Here is a 16,521-nt window from a genome sequence, read left to right on the forward strand (position 1 = left end):
TGGCCAACGAGATCGAGAAGAAGATCCTCGACAAGCTCGGAATCGGGGTGTCGGCGAAGGCCGCGGCCACCGACGGCACGAACACCACCCCGTCTCCCGGCCCTGCCCCGGCGGGAGTTGCCGCCTGACGAACGGGGGCAGGGCCCGGCCGACTACGGCATCCGGTCGGGCCTGATCCAAACGAAAGACCCTAGGCGCTCGCACTCCCCCGGCCGGCCGCCGGAGACAGGGCCCGGGAGGCGTCGAAGAGCGCGCTGACGGCCGCGTGGACCTGGGCGGCGACCACCTCAGGGGTGGAGATGTCGAGCTTGCCGTCGAGGTGCAGGAACGCGAGCCCGTGGACGAGGGCCCACACCGTGGTCGACAGCGCGTCCGCGTCCGCGCCGGGGAAGGTGGCACGGACGATCCCGTGGACGTACTCCGAGATGGCCGCGGTGGCGGCGACCCGTTCCTCGCTGGTCGGATCGCAGGGCTCGGCGAACATCACGCGGAACAGGGCGGGGTGCTCGATCGCGAACCGGACGTAGGCCAGGGCGACCGCGGCGAGTTCGTCGGGCGTGGAGGGCGCGGGGTGCGCCTCGGCCAGATATCCGGCGAGCTCGCGGTACCCCTCGGCGGCCACCGCGGAGACGAGGGCGTCGCGGTCGGCGAAGTGGCGGTAAGGAGCTGTCGCCGACACCCCGGCGCGCCGGGCGACCGCGCGCAGCGAGAGGCCGGCGCTGCCGTCCTCTTCGAGGAGTTCGCGTGCGGCACGCAGGCAGGCGGTGCGCAGATCGCCGTGGTGGTACGTACTGGCCTGCGGCACAGGTCACACTCCCTAATGTTCACAGTGCTTACATCACCGTCTAATGTGAACGATGCATACATCGTAAGCGACAGGGACGAACGAGAGGTACGGGATGACCAGCGAGCTGTTCTCACCGCTGCACCTGCGCTCCGGGCAGGTGCTGGACAACCGGATCGCCAAGGCGGCGATGGAGGAGAACATGGCGGGCGACGGCCAGCTGCCCGGCCAGAGGTTGCTGACGCTGTACCGGCGCTGGGCCGCCGGTGGCACCGGGCTGCTGATCACGGGGAACGTCATGGTGCACGCCGAGGCACTGACGGGCCCCGGAGGGGTGGTGCTCGACGAGAACGCCCCGCTGAAGCCGTTCACCGAGTGGGCCGAGGCGGGAAAGTCCGGCGGCGGCACCCTGTGGATGCAGATCAACCACCCCGGCCGTCAGGTGGCCTCCGGCATGCCCGGCGTCGTGTGGGGCCCCTCCGACGTCGGCGTCGACCTCGGCCGGCACAGCAGCCGCTTCGGCCGTCCGACCGCCATGACCCCGGCGCAGATCGATGCCACGGTCGCCCGGTTCGCCGTCACCGCGCACCGCGCCGAGGAGGCGGGATTCGACGGCGTGGAGGTCCACGCGGCCCACGGTTATCTGCTGTCACAGTTCCTGTCCCCGCTGGTCAACACGCGCACCGACCAGTGGGGCGGGTCGCTGGAGAACCGCGCGCGGATGCTGCTCGACGTCGTACGCGCCGTCCGTGCCGCCGTCTCGCCGTCCTTCGCGGTCGCGGTGAAGCTCAACTCCGCCGACTTCCAGCGCGGCGGATTCGACGCCGACGACGCCCGTCAGGTCATCGAGATGCTCGAACCCCTCGGCGTCGACCTGGTCGAGCTGTCCGGAGGGAGCTACGAGAGCCCGGCGATGACCGGACGCCCGGCCGACGCACGCACCCAGGCGCGCGAGGCCTACTTCCTGGATCTGGCGAAGGACCTGGTCAGGACCAGCTCCCTCCCGCTGATGCTCACCGGCGGAATCACGCGGCGCGCCACCGCGGAGCGGGTCCTGGAGAGCGGTGTGGCGGTCGTCGGCATGGGCACCGCCCTCGCTGTCACCCCTGACCTGCCCGACCGCTGGAAGAGCCACCGGGAAGCCGACCGGCAGCTGGCACCGGTGACCTGGTCCGACAAGGCCCTCGCCTCGGCCGCCGGCATGGCGCAGGTCCGCCACCAGATGGGCCGTCTCGCGCGCGGAAGTGCCCCCAGGCCCCGGATCCACCCGGCGTACACCCTGCTCTCCGAGCAGTGGAAGCAGCGCGGGGCGCTGCGCCGCTACCGGGCCTGGCTGTCGGCGTCACGGGACGCCGAGACGGTGAGCCGGCCCGCGTAACCGACGGTGGTGTGTTCTGGGTCACATGCTGTCACAGGGGCCGTGCAGGTGGTGTCTTGAGCTCGAACCGCTCGAAGCGAGGGAGACATCACCATGATCGACCGCCTGCTCGGCGCGAAGACGAAGGAGACCGTGCGCAAGGGCGTCGCGAGGCAACTGCCCGTCGGCGCACCAGCCCGGTGGGTACCGCCTGCACCGGATGAAGGAAGGCGTCGGCGGCGGCCCTGCGCCTCGCGGCGCCGGTCGTCGAGCGGATTTCCTGGATCCGGGGCGGCCGAGGGCGAGATGATCAACTCATGAGTGATGACAGCCCTGTTGACCGGGCGACCGAGACCTTCGTCGCCCACCGCAACCTGCTCTTCACCGTCGCGTACGAGATGCTCGGCTCGGCGGCCGACGCCGAGGACGTCCTGCAGGAGACCTGGCTGAGGTGGGTCGAGGTCGACCTCGACCAGGTGCGCGACCAGCGCGCGTACCTGGTCCGCATCACGACCCGGCAGGCACTCAACCGGCTGCGCACGATGTCCCGGCGCAAGGAGTCGTACGTGGGCCCGTGGCTGCCGGAGCCGCTGCTCACCACTCCGGACGTGGCGCAGGACGTCGAACTCGCCGAGAGCGTGTCGATGGCGGTGCTCCTGGTCCTGGAGACGCTGTCACCGACCGAGCGAGCCGTCTTCGTGCTGCGTGAGGTCTTCGACGTCGGCTACGACGAGATCGCCGCGGCGATCGACAAGACCCCCGCCGCCGTCCGCCAGATCGCACACCGGGCCCGCCGGCACGTGGACGCCCGGCGCCCGCGCGCGGTGGTTTCCCAGCGCCGGACGCGGGCGGCCGTGGAGTCCTTCGTACGGGCGCTGGAAGACGGTGACCTACAGGGGTTGCTCGACGTGCTCGCGCCCGAGGTCGTCTACATGGGCGACGGCGGCGGGGTGAAACATGCCGCGCTGCGCCCGATCGTCGGCGCCGACAAGGTGGCCCGCTTCCTGGCCGGAGGCCTCGACAGGAACACGATCCCGATCACCTTGGTCCCCACCATGGTCAACGGCAGCCCCGCGCTGGCGCTCCACCTGGACGGCGAACTGGACTGCATCATCACGGCCCATGTGGAGGCCGGCCTCATCCGCGGCCTCTATGTCGTCCGCAACCCCGAGAAATTGTCCCGCATCACATCCGAGACCCCCCTCACCCTGCGGTGAACTCCTCAGGCCCCACAGGCGCCTTGAGGACCGGTCGCAGTCCGGCGCGGGCGTGACCGAGCCCCGCGCAACGCATCATCACCTCGTCCCGACTCCGGAGAGAGATCACCGGCATGGAGATCCTTCGTCATGTGTTCCTCGTCTTCCACCTCTTCGGGTTCGCCGCGCTCATGGGTGGCTTCTTCTTCCAGCTGAGAGGCAAGGACCCGGTGGCCGGCAGCTACATGCTGACCAGCGCGGTCGTCCAGCTCGTCACCGGCGCGGGACTCATCTGGACCCGGACCTCCCTCGACCTGCCGGTGATCGACGCCAAGATGGGGGTGAAGCTGGCCCTGGACGTCCTGGTGGCGGTGACGGCGCTGGTGGGCATGCGCAACAAGCAGCAGTGGGCCTTCTACGCCGTGGGGTCGTTCACGGCCGGCGCCGCCGTTGTGGCGGTCGCGTGGACCTGACTGCCCGGAGAGGTGACTCACCGCTTGGCCGAACCTTCCGATGTGGTGTGTCCGGTGGTCATGGCGGTGCCCTTCGCTACCTGTTCCGGCTCGGCACCGAGGTGGGGACCGGCATATGGAGGGCGAGCTGGCCCTCTGTCATGACGTCGAACTGGATGATCCTGAGGGGCTTGAGGGAGCGCAGATCGTCGGCCATCCGGCCCTTGCCGACCTCGATCGAGACACCACGGGCGGAGCGTGTCGTACCGGCGCTGAGCACGTTGGTCTGACTCAGGGTGGAGTGCCAGCCGCCGTTGACCGAGGTGTACGACGTGAGTGAGCCCACGCGCTCACCGCTCGGGTAGGCGGTCTGCTTCGGCGTGCTCGCCGTGAGCACCAGATCGGCCCCGCCCGTGTCGTTGGCGACGCGGGCGGTCGTCCGCCGTGCGTCGATGCCGACGTCGAGAGCGGTGACCCACTTCGGGAAGCCGTAGCCGTCGTGGCCGCGGACCTGAGCGATCTCCGTGCTCACCGGCAGGGACAGCACATAGGAGTGGAGGTGCTCGTTCTTCAGGCCGGCGACCAGGTCGAAGAACCCGAGCCTGCCGTGCCGGGCCGGCCTGACGGCGACACCGACGGCGGCCTCGGTGTAGAAGTCGATGTCGCACACGTCGTAGCGGAAGAACATCACCGAGACCAGGCCGAGTCCGGGCACGACTTCCAGGGGCGCCAGTCCCTTCGGCAGACGGGCGCGGATCGCCCGGGAGGGTGCCGCCATCGTCAGACGGGCGGTCGAGATCCGGTAGTAGAAGTTCGGGGTGAGGGTGGGGCCGATGACCGAGTCGACCCTGGTCCTGGGCAGCTGCCGGAAGAAGTCCACTCCACTCACCCGGGGGTCCCGGGCGACCTCGTCGAGGTCTGTGTCCATCCGGTACCGGTCGTACAAACCCCCCTTGGGGACCTGGACCGTACGGTCGCCCAGGTCGACCGCGACCGTTTCCCGCCGGACCGCCGGCCGGTGGTCCGCCAGCCGCCGGTCCGCCGTGCGCGCGTCTGATTCCTGTCGGCTCGATGACATCGAAGCAGCTCCTTCACATCCATGTTGACGGTGCTTACATGAACCTAACCTGCCATGTAAGCACCGTCAACACCGAGAAAGGGCCGGGCCGCGCCGCAGCGAGGGCCCCGCTCGCCACACGCTGACGCCATCGGGGACAAATGCCACATTAATGAGCATCAAGGGCAAACTTTCTCGCTGTCGGCCTCGAATGCTTGGTAGAGAGCGTCCGCGTACGGCTCACACCGAGCCCGTCCGACGCGGTACGCGTCCTTCCGAGGGAGCTCCCCATGCCCGGAACGCAGGCCGCCACCTTGCCCCCGCCCTCCGGGGCAGCCCCTGCCCGGCACGGGCCGCCCTCCGGACCGGCCACCGAAGCGGCCCTCGCCGCCGTGCTGGCCGACGTCATGCACCGGGACCAGGTGGCGGCCGACAGCGACTTCTTCGAGGACCTCGGCGCCGATTCCCTGGTCATGGCCCATTTCTGCGCGCGGGTCCGGAAGCACGTCGACGGCCTGCCGTCGGTGTCGATGCGGGACGTCTACGCCCACCCCACCATCCGCGGTCTGGCCCTCGCACTGACGGCCACCGCCACTCCCACACCCGGACCCACACCCGCGCCCGCCGAGTCGTCGCACCAGGCCCTCGCTCCCTCCACCCCCGCACCGGCGGCTCCTTCGGGCAGGTCGAGGTATGTCCTGTGCGGGACCCTGCAGTTGTTGTCCTTCCTCCTCTACTCGTGCCTCATCGCCTTCGTCGGCGTCCGGGGCTACGAGTGGATATCCGCCGGATCCGGCGTGCTCGACGTCTATCTCCGCTCGGTCGTCTTCGGCGCCGCGGTGTTCCTCGGACTGTCCGTCACGCCGATTCTCGTGAAATGGGTCCTCGTGGGCCGCTGGAAGCCACAGCGGATCCGTATCTGGAGCCTGGCGTACTTCCGTCTCTGGGTCGTGAAGACACTCGTCCGCTCGGACCCGCTGGTCCTCTTCGTCGGATCTCCGCTCTACACGCTCTACCTCAAGGCGCTGGGGGCACGGATCGGAGCGGGAGCCGCGGTCTTCTCCCGCCATGTGCCCGTCTGTACCGACCTGCTGTCCGTGGGGGACTCCACGGTCATCCGCAAGGACTCCTTCTTCACCTGCTACCGCGCCCGTGACGGTCTCATCGAGACCGGGACCGTGACACTCGGGAAGGACGCGCTCGTCGCCGAGGCCTCGGTGCTCGACATCGAAACGTCGCTCGGCGACGGTGCCCGGCTGGCCCATGCGTCCGCGCTGCACAGCGGGCAGACGGTACCGGCCGGCGAGAACTGGCACGGCTCACCGGCGCGGTGCGCCGACTCCGCGTACCCCGTGGTGGAGCCCGCGTCCTGCGGCCCCGTGCGCAGGTCGCTCCACAGCGTCACGCAGTTGCTGGGCGCGCTCCTGGTGTATCTGCCGCTGGCCGTGGGAGGCATCGGGATCCTGCTCGCCGAGGCTCCGCAGCTCTCGGCCGTCCTGGAGCCCGGACCTTCGATCCTCACGACCTGGGTGTTCTACCGCGACGCCCTCGCCATCTCCTTCGTACTGCTCTTCGTGATCCTGCCGCTCGGCTTCCTCCTGCTCGCCACCGTCCCGCGGCTGCTCGGCCGCGCCATCGTGCCGGGCAGGGTCTATCCGCTCTACGGCTTCCACTACGGGGTGCACCGCGTGATCACCCTGCTGACCAACCGGCCTTTCCTCACCCGTCTGTTCGGTGACAGTTCCGCCGTGGTCCCCTATCTGCGCCTGCTCGGGTACGACCTCTCCCGGGTGGAGCAGACGGGATCGAACTTCGGAACCGAGGTGAAGCACGAGACGCCCTACCTGAGTTCGGTCGGGACCGGAACGATGGTCGCCGACGGGCTCTCGATCAACAACGCCGAGTTCTCCAGCACGTCCTTCCGGGTCTCCCGCACCGCCATCGGGCCGCGGAACTTCCTGGGCAACAGGATCGCCTACCCCTCCCGGGGCCGGACAGGAGCCAACTGCCTGCTGGCGACCAAGGTCATGGTCCCCGTGGACGGAAGGATCCGGGAAGGCGTCGGCCTCCTGGGCTCGCCCAGCTTCGAGATACCCCGGTCGGTGCAGCGGGACAGCCGCTTCGACGTCATGAAGTCCGGCGAGGAACTGCGCACCGGTCTGGCCGCCAAGAACCGGCACAACGCCGGAACCATGGGGCTGTACCTGCTGGCCAGGTGGGCGTACGCGTTCGTGGTCACCCTGGTCGTCTCGGGCTCCGCCGAGCTCTACACCTCGGTCGGCGCCGCAGCCGTCGCGCTGGGCAACGTCCTGGTCGTGATCGTCAGTGCCGCCTACTTCGTCCTCGTGGAGCGTGCGGTCACGGCCGCCCACCCACCGGGCCCGCTCTTCTGCTCGATCTACGATCCCCGCTTCTGGCGACGTGAGCGCTTCTGGAAGGTGCCGTCGGAGCTGTTCCTCAAGGCCTTCGATGGGACGCCCTTCAAGGGTCTGGTCTGGCGGCTGTTGGGGGTGCGTATCGGACGCAGGGTCTTCGACGACGGCTGCTCCCTGACGGAGCGCACGATGGTCAGCATCGGGGACGGCTCCACGCTCAACACCGGCAGTGTGGTCCAGTGCCACTCCCAGGAGGACGGCACCTTCAAGTCCGACCGCTCCGCCCTCGGTGACGGCTGCACGCTCGGGGTCGGAGCCTTCGTGCACTACGGCGTCGCGATCGGCAACGGGGCGGAACTCGCTCCGGACTCCTTCCTCATGAAGGGCGAATCGGTCCCGGAGCACGCCCTGTGGGGCGGGAATCCGGCCACTCGGATCGACCGGGAAACCACCCGGGGCGAGGAGGCGGCACGATGAACACGCCGGAACGCACCAGTGCGGAGTACTGGCGCGACGTGCTCGGCGCCGGCGGGGCGACCTCACCGGCACGGTGGACCCGTGACCCGGTCCCCGGCACGGCGGTGGTCGAGACAGCCCTCCCGCGAAGGCCGCCGGCGGCCGGATCGAGCACGGTTTCGAGCGCGGTGGCCGGGAGACCCATCTCCACCCGAAGCGTGTCGACCGGAAAGTCCTTGTGGGCCAGTAGCTCGGACTCCGTACGGTCCGCGTGCAGCACCAGGGCCCGCCACGAGACGTCACCGGTGGTCAGCCTGCACGGCAACGGACCGGAGGCTTGGGTCGCCACATAGCCGGTGGTGACGGCGGGCTCCCCGGTCAGGGCGGCCAGCACCTTGGCGTGCGCGGCCAGCAGGGGCGCGGTGGGGGAGACCCGCATCGAGACGGCCAGGCGGTTCAGCCCGGTGACGAGTCGGACCCGTACGGGACGCCGTGCTCCAGGTCGCGCTCCTGCGTCGGCACGGCGGGTCCGTGCTCCGCCTGCGGTACAGCACCGAGGTCTTCGACGAGGAAGGCGCCACCAGGATCGCCGGCTACCACCTCACCGCACTCAGGCTGATCGAGGCTGATCCCGACGCGGCGCACGGGCGGCAGAGCCTGTTGTCGCAGGAGGAACTCGGCCATCAGATCGACGGGCTCGCGGGGCCGTACCGCGAACTCCCCGGACTGCGCTTCCACGAACTCTTCGAACAGCGGGCGCACGCACACCCTGACGCGGTCGCGGCCGTTCAGGGCGACAGGCAGTGGACCTGCCGGGACCTCAACCGCCGGGCCAACCGGCTGGCGCACGCCCTCCTGGGGGCGGGACTGCGCCGGCAGGACGTCGTCGCCGTGGCGACCGGACGGAACCTGGACTGGCTCTGCGCGGTCCTCGCCGTCCTCAAGGCCGGCGGCGTCTACCTGCCGGTCGAGCCGCACTTCCCCTCCGCCCGCATCGCCACCATGCTCGCCCGGGCCGACTGCGGTCTGGTGCTCACCGAACCGGGCAGCACCGCCACGCTCGACCGCGCCGTGGACTCGGTGCCTGGGGTGCGGACGTTCTTCATCGACACGCTCACCGAGGAGAACCACGACGACTCCGATCCCCGTGTGCCGGTAGGACCGGACGATCTCGCGTACGTCATCTTCACCTCCGGCTCCACGGGCGAACCCAAGGGCGCGATGGTGGAGCACGCGGGAATGCTCAACCACCTCCTCGCGAAGATCGAGGATCTGGGGATCAGGGAGGGCGATGTGGTCGCCCAGACCGCACCGCAGTGCTTCGACATCTCCGTATGGCAGCTCCTCTCGCCCCTGCTGGCCGGCGGACGCACACTGCTGGTCGGCCAGGAGGCGATCCTGGACGTCCGGCGGTTCGTCGACACCCTGGCCGACGGCCGCGCCGGTGTCCTTCAGGTGGTCCCGTCCTACCTCGACACCGTCCTGGCCTTCCTGGAACGGCACCCGCGTGAACTGCCCGATCTGCACTGCGTCTCGGTCACCGGCGAAGCTCTGAAGAAGGGACTCGTCCAGCGCTGGTTCGCCGCCGTGCCAGGGGTCGTCCTGGTCAACGCGTACGGGCTGACCGAGACGTCCGACGACACCAACCACGCGGTCATGGACCGGGTCCCGGACACCGAGGGCGTGCCGCTCGGCCGCCCGGTCGGCAACGTACGCCTCTACCTCCTCGACGAGCACCTCTCCCCGGTGCCGCTGGGCGCCCCGGGTGCCATCGCCTTCTCCGGGGTCTGTGTCGGCCGGGGGTACATCAACGACCCCGAGCGGACACGGGCGGTCTTCCTTCCGGATCCGTTCCACGCGGGCGAGCGGCTCCATCTGGGAGGGGACTACGGTCGCTGGCTCCCCGACGGACAGATGGAATTCCTGGGGCGCAAGGACGCGCAGGTCAAGATCCGCGGATTCCGGATCGAGATCGGTGAGATCGAGAACGCTCTGCTGCGTACGGACGGCGTGCGCGACTGCGCCGTCGTGGTCGCCGAAGAGGCCGGGCGCGGGCAGCAGTTGACCGCCTTCTACAGCGGTGGGCGCCCCCTGCGGGACGACGTCCTGCGGAACCGGCTCGGCACCACCCTGCCCGCGTACATGATTCCGTCGGCCTTCCACTGGCTGGAGTCCCTGCCGCTCACCGCCAACGGCAAGATCGACCGCCGCGAACTTCCGCTACGCGCAGCCGAGTCGGCCACCCACACCGTGCATGAGGACGACGCTCTGCCCCGCACGCCCACCGAGCAGCGTCTCGCGTCGGTCTGGGCCGAGGTGCTCGGGGTCCCGGCGGACCTTCTGGGGCGGCGCGACAACTTCTTCGACCGCGGTGGCACCTCGCTCTCGGCGGTCAGGGTGGCGGTCTCCCTGGACCGTGAGGTCTCGCTCAAGGACCTGGTCCGGCACCCCGTACTCACCGACCTCGCCTCACTCGTCGACCGGCGTTCCACCCCGTGAACCGTCCACAACCCTGAGGAGATCACGATGACTTCCATGGAGACGACCGTCTCACCGCTCGATCAGGAGCGCGGACCGGTCCGGCCCGCGACGCTGCGGGTCCCGGACGCCGAGGATCCCGCCGACTGGGCGGCCGGGGCCCGCGAAGGGCTCGGCGCCGCACTCGCCGAACACGGTGCCGTCCTGGTCCGCGGGCTGGGCCTGCGTGACCCGGAGGATGTCGCCGCGGTCCTCGGACAGCTGACCGTCGAGCCGGTCGCGGAGAGGGAGGCCTTCGCCCCCAGGCAGACCTACTCCCCCGGCGTCCACTCCTCCTCCGCCTGGCCCCCGAACCACCCGATGTGCATGCACCACGAACTGAGCTACACGCTCGGCTTCCCCGGCCTGCTGCTCTTCGCCTGTCTCTCGGAGCCGACCACGGGCGGCGCCACCGGTCTGGCCGACGCGGCGGAGGTGCTCGATGCCCTGCCCCGCGATCTGACCGAGCGGTTCGAGCGGGAGGGGTGGATCCTGACCCGCAGCTACAACGACGAGATCGGAGCCACGGTGACCGAGGCCTTCGGCACCGACGACCGCGACGCGGTCGAACGCTACTGCCGCGATCACGCCATCTCCTTCGCCTGGCAGCCCGACGGAGGGCTCCGCACCGAGCAACGGCGCAGCGCCGTGGTGCGCCACCCGGCCGACGGACGGCGCTGCTGGTTCAACCAGATCGCCTTCCTGAACGAGTGGACACTCGTTCCCGAGGTGCGCGAGTACCTGGTCGACGAGTACGGGACCGACGGCCTGCCGTTCAACACGCGGTACGGCGACGGCGAGGCCATCGGTGAGGACGTCGTCCGGCTCATCAACTCGGTCTACGAGGAGCACACCGTACGCCGGCCGTGGGAGGCCGGAGACCTGCTCCTCGTCGACAACATCCGCACCGCGCACAGCAGGGAGGCCTACGAGGGGCCGCGCGACGTCGTCGTCGCCATGGCTTCGCCGACCGGGCCGGAGACCTGCTCACCGACGATCGAGGAAGGACCGCGATGAACACGGAACACACCGGCGCTCCCGCACCGGCCACGGACGAGGGCGTCACCGTACCCTCGTTCGCAGTGATCCCCGGCAGCCAGGTCCGCCGCGCCCTGGAAGGGCGCGAGAAGGAGATCGTGGAGGTGGTCGAGGCCGCCTACCGGCTGCACGGTGCGGGCCGGACGGTGAACCCGCCCTCCTCCTTCCTCCGCTTCCCGGACCGCGCCACGTCCCGGATGATCGCGCTGCCCGCTCCCCTGGGGGGCGAGTCACCCGTGGACGGGCTGAAGTGGATCTCCAGCTTCCCGGCGAACGTCAGGTCCGGCGTTCCACGCGCCTCGGCCGTGCTGATCCTCAACGACCCGTGTACGGGGTACCCGTTCGCCTGTCTGGAGAGCTCGATCATCAGTGCCACGCGAACGGCGGCGTCCGCGGCCTCGGCGGCCGACCGGCTCACCCGCGACCGGGCGCGTCCCACCCGCGTCGGGTTCTTCGGCACCGGCCTCATCGCCCGGTACATCCATACGTTCCTCGAAGGAACCGGCTGGTCGTTCGACGACATCGGGGTGTACGACCTCTCGGCGGAGAGCGCCGCCGGATTCCGGCTGTACGTCGAACAGTCCGGCAGCGCCGCCCCCGTCACCGTGCACCGGTCCCCGGAGGAACTGATCCGCACCAGCGATCTCGTGGTCTTCGCGACGGTCGCCGGCGAACCTCATGTCGAGGATCCGGAATGGTTCGACCACAACCCCGTGGTGCTGCACGTGTCGCTGCGTGACCTCGCCCCGCGGGTGCTGCTGGCCTCGACCAACATCGTGGACGACATCGAGCACTGCCTCCGGGCGGCCACCTCCCCCCATCTGACCGAACAGCTCACGGGCAGCCGGGACTTCCTGCACGGCACGCTGGACGACGTGATGGCGGGGCGGGTGTCGGTGCCGAGGAGCCGGCCGGTGGTCTTCTCACCCTTCGGTCTCGGGGTGCTCGATCTCGCGGTCGGCGGTTTCGTCCACGACCGGGTCGCCCGCTCCGGCGAACTCCGGATCGTCGACGACTTCTTCCACGAACGACGCCGCTACGGATGAGGGCGGCCGTCCCGCACAGATCCGCTCGGCCCCAGCCCAGCCCAGCCCAGCCCACAGGCAACGTACGGAAGAGGAGTTCACCGTGTCGGTCATCACTGTCCCTCAGGCCTTCGACGAGGAGGAGCTCTACGTGGACATCGAGCGGATCTTCGGGCAGGCGCTGCTCCTCAAGTGCGAGGGCTTCAACTTCGCCGGCTCGATCAAGCTCAAGGCCGCCGCCGAGATGGTGGCCTCGGCCGAGCGCGACGGCTCCCTGACGTCCGACTCCGTGCTCGTCGAGTCCTCCTCCGGCAACCTCGGCGTGGCGCTGAGCATGATCGCGGCGAGCAAGGGCTACCGGTTCGTCTGTGTGACGGACTCACGGTGCAACCTCGCCACCCGGCTGATGATGGAGGCGCTCGGCGGCGAGGTTCATCTGGTGGCCGGCCAGGAGGCCGACGGCGGATTCCTCGGCGCCCGGCTGGACCACGTACGGCATCTGTGTGCCTCCGACGACCGGTATGTGTGGCTGAGCCAGTACTCCAACCCGGCCAACTGGAAGGCCCACTACCGGACGACGGCTCCGGAGATCGCCCGTTCGTTCCCTCTGCTGGACGTCCTGTTCGTGGGGGCGGGGACGACGGGGACGCTGATGGGCTGCGCGCGGTACTTCCGGACCTGGCACCGCCCGGTCCGGGTGGTCGCGGTGGACACCATCGGTTCGGTGGCGTTCGGGGGAGACGCCGGCCGGCGGATGATCCCGGGGCTGGGCATGAGCATGCGGCCACCGCTCCTGGACGAGTCGTACGTGGACGAGGTGGTGCGGGTCGAGGAGGCGGACACCATCCGGGCCTGCCGCCGTCTGGCCAGGAGCGGCTTCCTCTTCGGCGGCTCCACCGGCACCGTGGTGAGCGGCGCGACCGACTGGCTGGCCCGCCACGGGACGCGGGACCTGACCGCGGTGGCCATCGCGCCCGACCTCGGCGAGCGGTATCTCGACACCGTCTACCAGGACAACTGGGTCCAGGACCTGTACGGCGAGGAAGCGCTCGACACGACACGTCTGCCTTCGCGACATGCGCGTTCACCGCTTTGATGCATGTGGATGGCCGCCGGAGCCGGGGGGTGCTTGTATCGCCCGGGAACGGTCTCCGTACCCGGTGTCGACAGGTCAGCGAGGTGTCCAGGTGCATTCCGCCGATCACGGAGGAGAAGCCGGCCGGCAGACGGACGGCCCTGACCTGGACCAGTTGATGCTCTGGACGGCCGAGGGGGACCGGGAGGCCTTCAGCGGCGTCTACGACCGCGCCGCAGGGCCGGGGATGGGTCTGGTCCACCGGGTTCTGAGAGACCCCGCGCAGTCGGAGGAAGTGGTCCAGGACGTGCTGCTCGAGGTGTGGCGTACGTCCGGCAGGTTCGAGCCGGGCCGTGGCAGTGCGATGACCTGGATCATGACCCTGGCGCACCGCCGCGCGGTGGACCGCGTGCGGTCGTCGCAGGCCGGCGCGGACCGCGAGCGCAGGACGGTGCTGCTGAGCCCCGGACTGCCCTTCGACGACGTCACCGAGCAGGTGGAGACCCATATGGAGTGGCAGCGGGTACGCCGCTGCGTCCACGCCCTCACCGACATCCAGCGCGAGACGGTGGCCCTCACCTACTACGGAGGGCTCACCTACAAGGAAGTGGCGCAGTCGCTGTCCGTACCGCTGGGCACGGTGAAGACCCGCCTGCGGGACGGCCTGATCCGGCTGCGCGCCTGCCTGGGAGGAACGCCGTGAACGCTGTGGACCCGCACGACGCGAGCGCCGCCTACGCCCTGCACGCACTCCCCGAGGACGAACGTCTGGCCTTCGAACGGCACCTGGAGGACTGCGAGGCCTGCCGCGAGGAGGTCGCCGAGCTCCAGGCCACCGCCGCGTTGCTGGGGCGGGCCGCGGCGGTGACTCCGCCGGCCGCCCTGCGCGAGGAGATCCTCCGCAAGGTGGCCACCACACCGCAGGAGGCACCCGCCAGGCCCCGGGCGGCGTCCGCGCCGCCGCGGCAGGCGCCCGCCGCCCCGAAGCCGGTCCCCGTCACGCCGACGGCGGACGGCGGGGCCTACGCCCCGTCGCGACAGCTGCCCCGCCTCGTGCTGGCGGCCTGTGTGGCGGCCGTGCTCGCCTGCCTCGGCATCGCCACCTGGCAGTACCAGGAAGCCCAGGACGCCAGAGCGACGGCCGAGCAGGTACAGGAGCGGCAGGACGACGTGGCACGCGTGCTCACGGCGGGCGACGCCCGGCTCGCGACCCAGGAGCTGCGCGGCGGCGGCACGGCCACGGTCGCCTTCTCCCGCAGCGAGAACGCAGCCGCACTCGCCGTCTCCGGTCTGCCGCGGCTTCCCGCGGGCAAGGTCTACGAGGCCTGGTTCATCGAGGACGGGACACCCGTGCCGGCGGGGCTGCTCAGCCGCAACCCCGGGCGCCGGATGAGTCCTCTGGACGGGTCGGTCGACGCCGCCACGGCGGTGGCCCTGTCCGTCGAACCGTCCGGGGGTTCCGAACAGCCCACCACCGACCCTCTCGGCGCGGTCGAACTCCCCTCCTGACACATTCTCTTCGGTTCACCCCAAACAATTCGGCCGGTGCCTACGAATCCCTTGTGCAGGGCCGCTCACGACCTGGCTGCCGTAACCACCGGGAGCGAGGTTGCGCCCTCACCGCCAACTCCGGCACCACACCGTGCGGCGTCCGCGAGGCCGCCGCGTCCTCGTCGGGACACCGCCATGACCACTACGACCGCACCCCCGCCCCTCACGCCGGGCCCGCTCGGCACGGAGACCGTCCCCCTGCCGTCCGGCCCGGAAGCCCCCTCGCAGGCCCGCCGGGCAACTGTCGCCTTCCTGCGCCGGACCCTGCCCGCGCTCACCCCGGACCGCCACGACGATGTCCTGCTGATCGTGTCCGAGCTGGTCACGAACGCGGTCCGGCACGCCCGCGGCCCCAGCGCCCTGACCCTGACCACCACGGCGGGCACGCTGGACATCGCGGTGGCCGACTGCTCCTGTGTTCCCCCGTCCCCACGCGCCCCTGATCTCACCGACGGCACAGGCGGCATGGGCCTGCACATCGCCGAGGATCTGGGAGCCCGGGTCTTCACCGAACCGGTCCCCGGCGGAAAGTGTGTGCACGCGGCCTTCGACGACAGGTCCCCCACCGGTCCCGTGCGGACGGGCCGCGGGACCAGCCCCTCCACGTAGGGTCAGGACCGCCTGGGCCCCACGTCCGACCGGCCCGCTACGATCCCCGCTCATGAATGACGACGTACGCAACATCGTGCTCGGCCTCATAGCCGCCGGCATCAGCGCCGCACTCGGCTGGCTCGCCCGCACCTACCTCTGGCGGCGTAAACTCCGGCGCAAGCAGGCCTTCTTCGGGCTGCCGGGGAACTCCGAGTGTCTGCTCGTCGTCAACCGCGACGCCGGCGGCGACGGCGCGGTCCACCGCCACGACGTCTTCGCGCTGCTCGAACTCTCGGCGCTCATCAAGGACTGTTCCGCACACGCCCAGATCGTGTCCCACGACAGCGCCCAGCAGGGCTTCGGCGAGCGTACGGAGTTCTGCGTCGGCGGCCCGGGGTCGAACCGGCGTATGGCCGCGCACCTGCAGTCCCTGCTGCCGGGCGTGAAGATCAATACCGGGCCGGAACCGGGCCCCGACCGCGCCGCCTTCCAGGTGGGCTCGGAACGCTACCGCCTGGAGCCCGGAACCTCCGAACACGTGCTGCTCGCCAGGCTCACCGGCGGCCCGGACGCCCGACCCGTCTTCCTCCTCTGCGGCCAACGCGCCATCACCAACCAGGCCGCCTCCCGCTACCTGATGCGCAACTACGAGAAACTGCAGCGCAAACACCGCAACAGCTCCTTCGTGCTGCTCCTGAAGGTGATCAACTCCCAGGCGTACGGGCCCGATGTCGTCGAGCTGGTCGGTGACGTGACACGCACCGCACAGGCCCCGTTGCCCGCCGCACCCCGCCCCTCCCACCGCGCCACGGGCTGAGCTCGCGTACGGCGTATGCCGTCAGCCTCTTGCTTCCGGCCGGGCCGGGAGGGCGGCGTGCCGCCCGGGCAGGCCGTGGCTCCGGCGTGCCGCACACACCCCATGTGCGATCAAGGGCGCCGGCCCCCGGTTGGTCCCGGAAACGGTCAAGGGCCGGTATCGGATTTCTCCGATACCGGCCCTTGATCTACGACTGTCTCCAGTCGGGACGACAGGATTTGAACCTGCGA

General features: G+C 70.2%; 13 protein-coding genes and 1 pseudogene. 12 read left to right on the plus strand and 2 right to left on the minus strand.

Annotation, left to right across the window (positions count from 1 at the left end):
- Window positions 1-190: 190 nt before the first annotated feature.
- Entirely contained in the window at window positions 191-805 is a 615-nt protein-coding gene (locus JKV81_RS25420; protein WP_202077964.1) for a TetR/AcrR family transcriptional regulator, read from the minus strand.
- Between the two features lie 94 nt (window positions 806-899).
- Here JKV81_RS25420 and JKV81_RS25425 point away from each other — a divergent pair, with 94 nt between their 5' ends.
- From JKV81_RS25425 to JKV81_RS25435, 3 genes are all read left to right on the plus strand, one after another.
- Entirely contained in the window at window positions 900-2,162 is a 1,263-nt protein-coding gene (locus JKV81_RS25425; RefSeq protein ID WP_202077966.1) for an NADH:flavin oxidoreductase/NADH oxidase family protein, read from the plus strand.
- A 296-nt stretch (window positions 2,163-2,458) separates the two neighbouring features.
- The gene (locus tag JKV81_RS25430; RefSeq protein ID WP_129266651.1) at window positions 2,459-3,358 is read left to right on the plus strand and encodes an RNA polymerase sigma-70 factor; all 900 of its coding nucleotides are present in this window, start codon (window positions 2,459-2,461) and stop codon (window positions 3,356-3,358) included.
- Between the two features lie 113 nt (window positions 3,359-3,471).
- Window positions 3,472-3,810, plus strand: a complete 339-nt coding sequence (locus JKV81_RS25435; protein ID WP_202077968.1) for a hypothetical protein — start codon at window positions 3,472-3,474, stop codon at window positions 3,808-3,810.
- A gap of 76 nt (window positions 3,811-3,886) precedes the next feature.
- On the opposite strand, the gene JKV81_RS25440 is transcribed toward JKV81_RS25435, so the two are convergent.
- Window positions 3,887-4,867, minus strand: coding sequence for an acetoacetate decarboxylase family protein (locus JKV81_RS25440; protein ID WP_202077970.1), 981 nt, complete (start codon window positions 4,865-4,867; stop codon window positions 3,887-3,889).
- Window positions 4,868-5,136: 269 nt separating this feature from the next.
- Between JKV81_RS25440 and JKV81_RS25445 the strand changes: the two genes are divergently transcribed.
- The 9 genes and pseudogenes from JKV81_RS25445 to JKV81_RS25485 all read left to right on the plus strand — a co-directional run bounded on the left by JKV81_RS25445 (window position 5,137) and on the right by JKV81_RS25485 (window position 16,291).
- The gene (locus JKV81_RS25445; protein ID WP_202077972.1) at window positions 5,137-7,698 is read left to right on the plus strand and encodes a Pls/PosA family non-ribosomal peptide synthetase; all 2,562 of its coding nucleotides are present in this window, start codon (window positions 5,137-5,139) and stop codon (window positions 7,696-7,698) included.
- A pseudogene (locus JKV81_RS25450) lies at window positions 7,695-10,207 on the plus strand (non-ribosomal peptide synthetase). The gene JKV81_RS25445 and the pseudogene JKV81_RS25450 overlap by 4 nt, the downstream one beginning before the upstream one ends.
- A gap of 5 nt (window positions 10,208-10,212) precedes the next feature.
- The gene (locus JKV81_RS25455; RefSeq protein WP_372444249.1) at window positions 10,213-11,211 is read left to right on the plus strand and encodes a TauD/TfdA family dioxygenase; all 999 of its coding nucleotides are present in this window, start codon (window positions 10,213-10,215) and stop codon (window positions 11,209-11,211) included.
- On the plus strand, window positions 11,208-12,278 hold the full coding sequence (sbnB, locus tag JKV81_RS25460; RefSeq protein WP_202077978.1) for a 2,3-diaminopropionate biosynthesis protein SbnB: 1,071 nt from the start codon (window positions 11,208-11,210) through the stop codon (window positions 12,276-12,278). Before JKV81_RS25455 ends, sbnB begins: the two co-directional genes overlap by 4 nt.
- Before the next feature lie 82 nt (window positions 12,279-12,360).
- Complete coding sequence (sbnA, locus tag JKV81_RS25465) at window positions 12,361-13,353, plus strand: 2,3-diaminopropionate biosynthesis protein SbnA (protein ID WP_129266657.1); 993 nt, start codon at window positions 12,361-12,363, stop codon at window positions 13,351-13,353.
- Window positions 13,354-13,444: 91 nt separating this feature from the next.
- The gene (gene sigK / locus JKV81_RS25470; protein WP_307820603.1) at window positions 13,445-14,035 is read left to right on the plus strand and encodes an ECF RNA polymerase sigma factor SigK; all 591 of its coding nucleotides are present in this window, start codon (window positions 13,445-13,447) and stop codon (window positions 14,033-14,035) included.
- Window positions 14,032-14,841 (plus strand): anti-sigma factor, encoded by an 810-nt coding sequence (locus tag JKV81_RS25475; protein WP_307820604.1) that lies wholly within the window; start codon window positions 14,032-14,034, stop codon window positions 14,839-14,841. The genes sigK and JKV81_RS25475 overlap by 4 nt, the downstream gene beginning before the upstream one ends.
- A gap of 177 nt (window positions 14,842-15,018) precedes the next feature.
- Window positions 15,019-15,492, plus strand: a complete 474-nt coding sequence (locus JKV81_RS25480; protein WP_129266659.1) for an ATP-binding protein — start codon at window positions 15,019-15,021, stop codon at window positions 15,490-15,492.
- Between the two features lie 52 nt (window positions 15,493-15,544).
- On the plus strand, window positions 15,545-16,291 hold the full coding sequence (locus JKV81_RS25485) for a hypothetical protein (protein WP_129266660.1): 747 nt from the start codon (window positions 15,545-15,547) through the stop codon (window positions 16,289-16,291).
- The last annotated feature ends 230 nt before the right edge of the window (window positions 16,292-16,521 follow it).

The sequence above is a fragment of the Streptomyces silvae genome, from assembly GCF_016745505.1.
In the GTDB taxonomy this organism is placed as follows: Bacteria; Actinomycetota; Actinomycetes; order Streptomycetales; family Streptomycetaceae; genus Streptomyces; species Streptomyces silvae.

What these genes read in the sequence shown, in the direction of transcription:
- JKV81_RS25480 (WP_129266659.1), top strand. Translation starts at nt 15,019, where the DNA reads ATGACCACTACGACCGCACCCCCGCCCCTCACGCCGGGCCCGCTCGGC.
- JKV81_RS25440 (WP_202077970.1), bottom strand. Translation starts at nt 4,867, where the DNA reads ATGTCATCGAGCCGACAGGAATCAGACGCGCGCACGGCGGACCGGCGG.
- JKV81_RS25435 (WP_202077968.1), top strand. Translation starts at nt 3,472, where the DNA reads ATGGAGATCCTTCGTCATGTGTTCCTCGTCTTCCACCTCTTCGGGTTC.
- JKV81_RS25430 (WP_129266651.1), top strand. Translation starts at nt 2,459, where the DNA reads ATGAGTGATGACAGCCCTGTTGACCGGGCGACCGAGACCTTCGTCGCC.
- sbnB (WP_202077978.1), top strand. Translation starts at nt 11,208, where the DNA reads ATGAACACGGAACACACCGGCGCTCCCGCACCGGCCACGGACGAGGGC.
- JKV81_RS25425 (WP_202077966.1), top strand. Translation starts at nt 900, where the DNA reads ATGACCAGCGAGCTGTTCTCACCGCTGCACCTGCGCTCCGGGCAGGTG.
- JKV81_RS25485 (WP_129266660.1), top strand. Translation starts at nt 15,545, where the DNA reads ATGAATGACGACGTACGCAACATCGTGCTCGGCCTCATAGCCGCCGGC.
- JKV81_RS25455 (WP_372444249.1), top strand. Translation starts at nt 10,213, where the DNA reads ATGGAGACGACCGTCTCACCGCTCGATCAGGAGCGCGGACCGGTCCGG.
- JKV81_RS25445 (WP_202077972.1), top strand. Translation starts at nt 5,137, where the DNA reads ATGCCCGGAACGCAGGCCGCCACCTTGCCCCCGCCCTCCGGGGCAGCC.